The sequence below is a fragment of the Arthrobacter sp. PsM3 genome, assembly GCF_030433895.1.
Lineage (GTDB): Bacteria > Actinomycetota > Actinomycetes > Actinomycetales > Micrococcaceae > Arthrobacter.
In genome coordinates this window covers 1-749 of sequence record NZ_JARUXE010000112.1, presented here as the reverse complement: position 1 = coordinate 749, position 749 = coordinate 1, and the positions used below count along the sequence as shown (strand labels likewise).

Sequence of the window (749 nt, the reverse complement as noted above, 5' to 3'; positions counted from 1 at the left end):
TGCTGACCGTGGATACCTTGAACAGCACCGCGAACAGCACCGCCGCCGACTACGTTCTGACCCTCGATTGCCCGGAAACCCGGGGAATCGTCCACGCAGTGTCCGGATTCCTGCTGGAGCAGGGCTGCGACATCCTGGAGAGCAAGCAATTCGATTCCCAGGACGACGGCCATTTCTTCATGCGGCTCCACTTTGCCTCGTCCGGGGACTCCCCCGGCGGACCGGCCACCCTCGATTCGCTCCGGCAGGCTTTCGGGCCCGTGGCCGAAAAGTTTGGCATGCAGTGGCACCTGCGGGCCCAGGGGACGAAATGCCGGGTCCTGATCATGGTGTCCAAATTCGAGCACTGCCTCAACGATCTGCTGTTCCGCGCCCGCATCGGCGAGCTGCCCATCGACATTGTCGGGGTCGTCTCGAACCATCCGGATCACCGGGGGATCGTGGAATGGCACGGCATCCCCTTCTTCCACGTGCCCGTCACGGCAGCCACCAAACCGGCGGCCGAGGAGAGCCTGATGGAACTTGTCGACCGGCTCGACGTGGAACTGGTGGTGTTGGCCCGTTACATGCAGGTCCTCAGCGACGATCTCACCCGCCGCCTCGATGGCCGCGCCATCAACATCCACCACTCCTTCCTGCCCAGCTTCAAGGGCGCCAAGCCCTACCACCAGGCGCACGCCCGCGGCGTGAAGACCGTCGGCGCCACCGCCCACTACGTCAACGCGGAGCTCGACGAGGGCCCGATCATC

The 749-nt window shown here is 64.8% G+C and carries 1 protein-coding gene; it reads left to right on the top strand.

Annotated features, from left to right (window positions below; all coding sequences use genetic code 11):
• Positions 1-17: 17 nt before the first annotated feature.
• On the top strand, positions 18-749 hold a 732-nt coding region (locus QCD75_RS21805; protein WP_301231616.1), incomplete at its 3' end, for a formyltetrahydrofolate deformylase.